This is a genomic window from Aminobacter sp. P4_H6_2 (assembly GCF_056400805.1).
Genome location: NZ_JBFUKO010000491.1, coordinates 1 through 4,154 on the forward strand (window position 1 = coordinate 1; position 4,154 = coordinate 4,154).

At 62.9% G+C, this 4,154-nt stretch carries 6 protein-coding genes; 3 read left to right on the plus strand and 3 right to left on the minus strand.

Features of this window, described 5'->3' with window-relative positions:
• The 3 genes from AC1DUU_RS25000 to truA form a co-directional block, all read left to right on the plus strand.
• On the plus strand, positions 1 to 477 hold a 477-nt coding region (locus AC1DUU_RS25000; protein ID WP_476786067.1), incomplete at its 5' end, for a methionyl-tRNA formyltransferase.
• Positions 474 to 983: a GNAT family N-acetyltransferase gene (locus tag AC1DUU_RS25005; RefSeq protein ID WP_476786068.1), complete on the plus strand. Its 510-nt coding sequence runs from the start codon at positions 474 to 476 to the stop codon at positions 981 to 983. The genes AC1DUU_RS25000 and AC1DUU_RS25005, both read left to right, overlap by 4 nt.
• A 23-nt stretch (positions 984 to 1,006) precedes the next feature.
• Positions 1,007 to 1,750: a tRNA pseudouridine(38-40) synthase TruA gene (truA, locus tag AC1DUU_RS25010; RefSeq protein ID WP_476786069.1), complete on the plus strand. Its 744-nt coding sequence runs from the start codon at positions 1,007 to 1,009 to the stop codon at positions 1,748 to 1,750.
• Here truA and AC1DUU_RS25015 read toward each other — a convergent pair.
• From AC1DUU_RS25015 to AC1DUU_RS25025, 3 genes are all read right to left on the minus strand, one after another.
• A complete protein-coding gene (locus tag AC1DUU_RS25015; protein WP_476786070.1) occupies positions 1,744 to 2,340 on the minus strand; it encodes a transporter in 597 nt (198 codons plus the stop codon). The two genes, truA and AC1DUU_RS25015, sit on opposite strands and share 7 nt — an antisense overlap.
• A gap of 12 nt (positions 2,341 to 2,352) precedes the next feature.
• Positions 2,353 to 3,540 carry a succinyl-diaminopimelate desuccinylase gene (gene dapE / locus AC1DUU_RS25020; protein ID WP_476786071.1) on the minus strand — a complete coding sequence of 396 codons (1,188 nt, stop codon included), beginning with the start codon at positions 3,538 to 3,540 and terminating at the stop codon, positions 2,353 to 2,355.
• A gap of 144 nt (positions 3,541 to 3,684) precedes the next feature.
• Positions 3,685 to 4,056, minus strand: coding sequence for a DUF805 domain-containing protein (locus AC1DUU_RS25025; protein ID WP_476786072.1), 372 nt, complete (start codon positions 4,054 to 4,056; stop codon positions 3,685 to 3,687).
• Positions 4,057 to 4,154: the final 98 nt, after the last annotated feature.

Below are 4,154 nucleotides of genomic sequence, written 5' to 3' on the forward strand. Positions count from 1 at the left end.
GAAAAAGTCGCGATTGGACCCGACATGACAGCTGGCGAGTTGCACGATCGTCTGATGGCGGTGGGTGCCTCGCTCATGGTAGAAGCGCTGGCGGAACTCGAAGCGGGCAGGCTGGAAACGGTGCCCCAGGCCAGCGAAGGCGTGACCTACGCCAAAAAAATCGATAAGGCGGAGACGCGGATCGATTGGACCTTGCCGGCGACGGCGGTCGACAACAATATCCGTGGCCTGTCGCCGTTTCCCGGCGCCTGGTGCGAATTCGGAATCGGCGGACGAACAGAGCGCCTGAAAGTTTTGCGCTCGCAACGTGCCGCTGGACAAGGAGAGCCGGGAACGGTTCTCAACGACCGGTTGGAGATTGCCTGCGGCGAAGGTGCCGTTGGATTGGTCGAGGTGCAAAAGGCGGGAGGAAAACCCGTCACCGCGGATGAATTCCTGCGCGGTGCCAAGATCGAAAAAGGAATGAAGTTGTCATGAGCATGATGTCGATTCGGGCGGCAACGCCGCGCGACCGTGAGGCGATCCGCCTCGTTGAAGAACATGCCTTCGGCCAGCAGGCCGAGGCCGGTCTGGTCGATGCGCTGGTTTCCCAGGGCGATGTGATCGTCGAACTGGTCGCCGAGGAAGATGGCGATGTGGTCGGCCACATCCTGTTTTCGCGCCTCTATGTGCAGAACGGCGGCAGCACCGTTCCGGCGGTCGCACTTGCGCCTCTGGCGGTCGAACCCGATTTCCACGGCAGCGGCATCGGTGGCGCGTTGATCCGCGAGGCCCATATCCGCCTCAAGGATGCCGGCGAGATGCTGGCCGTGGTGCTTGGCGATCCTGCCTACTACGGCCGCTTCGGCTACACCCATGAACGTGCTGCGAAGTTCGAAAGCGACTATCAGTGCGACGCGCTGCAGGCGCTGGCCTGGGGCGATGCGCCCGAGACCGGCAAGCTGGTCTACGCCTCGGCCTTCGGTACGGCTCTGGCCGCCTAAAGCGGCCGGAGTTTTCCCAGCAAATGCCGCGCTATCGCCTGGATATCGAGTATGACGGTCGCGCCTATGCCGGTTGGCAGCGGCAGGCCGGCCTGCATACGGTGCAGGCCGCCATCGAGCAGGCAATCTTTAAGTTTTCGGGCGACGAGATCTCGCTGCGCGGCGCTGGTCGCACCGACGCCGGCGTGCATGCGACCGCCCAGGTCGCTCATGCCGACCTCACCAAGGCGTGGGCTAACGACAAGGTGCGCGATGCGGTCAACGCGCATATGCAAGCGGCCGGCGAGACCGTGGCGGTGCTTGCTGCACAGCAGGTGCCAGACGATTTTGATGCCCGCTTCTCGGCCACCGGGCGCCACTACATCTACCGTATCCTCAATCGCCGGGCCCCCGCTGCGCTTGAGCGCGGCAAGGTCTGGTGGGTGCCCAAGCGCCTAGACCACGAGGCGATGGCGGAGGCTGCCAAGCTTCTGCTCGGCCGGCACGATTTCACCACCTTCCGTTCAACCCAGTGCCAGGCCAACAGCCCGCTGAGGACGCTCGACCGTCTCGACGTGACACGGACGGGCGAGATGATCGAGGTCAGGACGTCGGCGCGCTCTTTCCTGCACAACCAGGTCCGCTCGATGGTCGGCAGCCTGAAGCGGGTCGGCGAGGGGGGCTGGACGGCCGATCATCTCAAGGCAGCACTCGATGCGCGTAATCGCGCTGCCTGCGGCCAGGTGGCGCCGCCCGACGGGCTCTACTTGTCTGGTGTGGATTACTGAGGCACGTAAATCCCGAACATCGCCTGTAGCGAAAACAGCACCAGCAGCGACATCATGAACATGGCGGTAAAAACCGCCGACCCGACAGCGGCACCTTTGCCGATGCTGGCATTGGTCATTCGCCAGGTAAACACCATCGACAGGGCAAACAGCCCCAGCGACAGCAGCGTTGTGAAGCTCTGCGCCGCCGGAAACAGCATGCGCGAGAGCGCCGTCGGCAACATCAGCCATGCGATGATCGCCGAAGCCCAGTTGCTGGCGACGACATAGTGGACGAAACGGTCGCCGACGCCGGCCCGCGGTGCCACCAGCGCAAAGGCGATCAGCGGCAGTATCCAGGCCCCGATATCGACCAGCGCCAACCGCAGGATGATGCCGAAGCGACCGGCGGAGAATGCCGATTGCAGCGCAAGCTCATCGGAAACGGCGACCCAGCCGACGATCAGCGCGGGCGCTGCTATCAAGAGGGCGAAGAACGAGTTCCAGAAGCCGTCGGCGCTGAGATCGAGCTGGCGCAGGCCATCGGCCTTGCCCAGCATCAGCCTCCAGGCACCCGACAGATATTGCTCGATGTCATTGGTTGCCAGCATGAGGGCTTTTCGTCACCCGAACCAGTCTGCGAGGAACTGCTGGTAGACCTGTGTCAGCATTTCCAGTTCGGCAAGCGGCACGCGTTCGTCGACCATGTGCATGGTCTTGCCCACCAGTCCGAATTCGACGACCGGACAGTAGTCCTTGATGAAGCGTRCATCTGACGTGCCCCCGGTGGTCGAAAGCTTGGGCTCGCGGCCGGTGACCGTCTTGATGGAACCCGCCAGCGCGTCGATCAGCTTGTCGTTGCGGGTCAGGAAGACGTGGCTTGGCCGGTCGCGCCAGACGAGTTCGAACTCGATCGGCTCCTTGCGGCCCTGACGGTATTTCTTGCGCCCGCTCGCCTTGTCCAGGCGGTTGTGGATCTCCGCCTGGAGCGTCTCGTCGGTCCAGCTGTCGTTGTAGCGGATGTTGAAGGTTGCCGTCGCCTTGGCCGCGATGACGTTGGTCGYGGCATTGCCGACATCCATCGTCGTCACTTCCAGATTGGACGGCTGGAAATCCTTGGTGCCCTTGTCGAAGACCGGGTTGAGCAGCGCGTCGACCAGTGTCATCAGTCCGCGCACCGGATTGTCGGCCAGATGCGGATAGGCGACGTGGCCCTGGCGGCCATGGACGATGATCGTGGCCGACAGCGAGCCGCGGCGGCCGATCTTGATCATGTCGCCAAGCGCGTGGGGATTGGTCGGCTCGCCAACCAGCGAGGCGTCCCATTTTTCGCCGCGCGAAGCGGCCCATTCGAGCAGCTTGACCGTACCGTTGATCGAGGGGCCTTCCTCGTCGCCGGTGATCAGCAGCGAAACCGCCCCCTTGGGGCCGCCATGTGCCTCGACGTGGCGGGCGACAGCGGCGATGAAACAGGCGATGCCGCCCTTCATGTCGACAGCACCTCGGCCATACATCTCACCGTTGACGATGTCAGCCGAGAAGGGCGGATGTGTCCACGCCGCCTCGTCCCCCACCGGCACGACGTCGGTATGGCCGGCAAACATCAGGTGCGGGCCGTTGCCCGAGCGCCGGGCATAGAGATTTTCGATGTCGGGCGTGCCGTCCTCCGAGAAGGTCGGGCGGTCGACCGCGAAGCCGAGCGGCTTCAGCATGGCTTCAAGAGCCGTCAGCGCGCCACCTTCGGCTGGCGTGACCGACGGGCAGCGGATGAGGGCGGCAAGGTTCTCGGCGGGGTCTGTGGGCAGCTTCATGACGACAGCGATAATCGAATCGCCCGGTCCTGTCACGACGTTCGGTTGTTCCAGCGCACGCCGATTCCAGGCTCAGTAAAGCATCGCTGCGGTTTTTGCCGTCACAGCCAACCGTTCGGGCTTCGAATAGTTGGCTGTCAGCCGCTATCGCGGCGCGTTGGTCTCGTATCCGAACTGATTCGGACCCGGCGTGCCCGGAAAAAAGCACAGCGCGATGAAGGCGAAGATCGAGATCACCGGGATGAATAAGGCGACCGCATAAAGGCCGGGCTTGTCGAAATCATGCAGGCGTTTGACGCTGAAGGCGATATGCGCCCACAAAAACACCAGGAAGGTCAGGCCAAACAGCATCGACCAGATTTGCGCGGCCCCGCTTTCCGGGTGCACGCGCATGAACTGGTAGAGCGGGAAAGACATCGCCACCAGCATGAACAAAAAACCGAGCAAATAGACCGCGCGGTTCACGCGGCCCGAGAAGCGGAAGAACAACCAGAAAAGCTGGGATTTGTCAGGCAAGTGGATCTGGTCCGTTCTGTTTTGGCCGGGCATTCGAGCGATTTGTTCAAATGCCCGGTAAGACGAACTGCTGCAACCTTAATCTCGCAGCAGTTCGT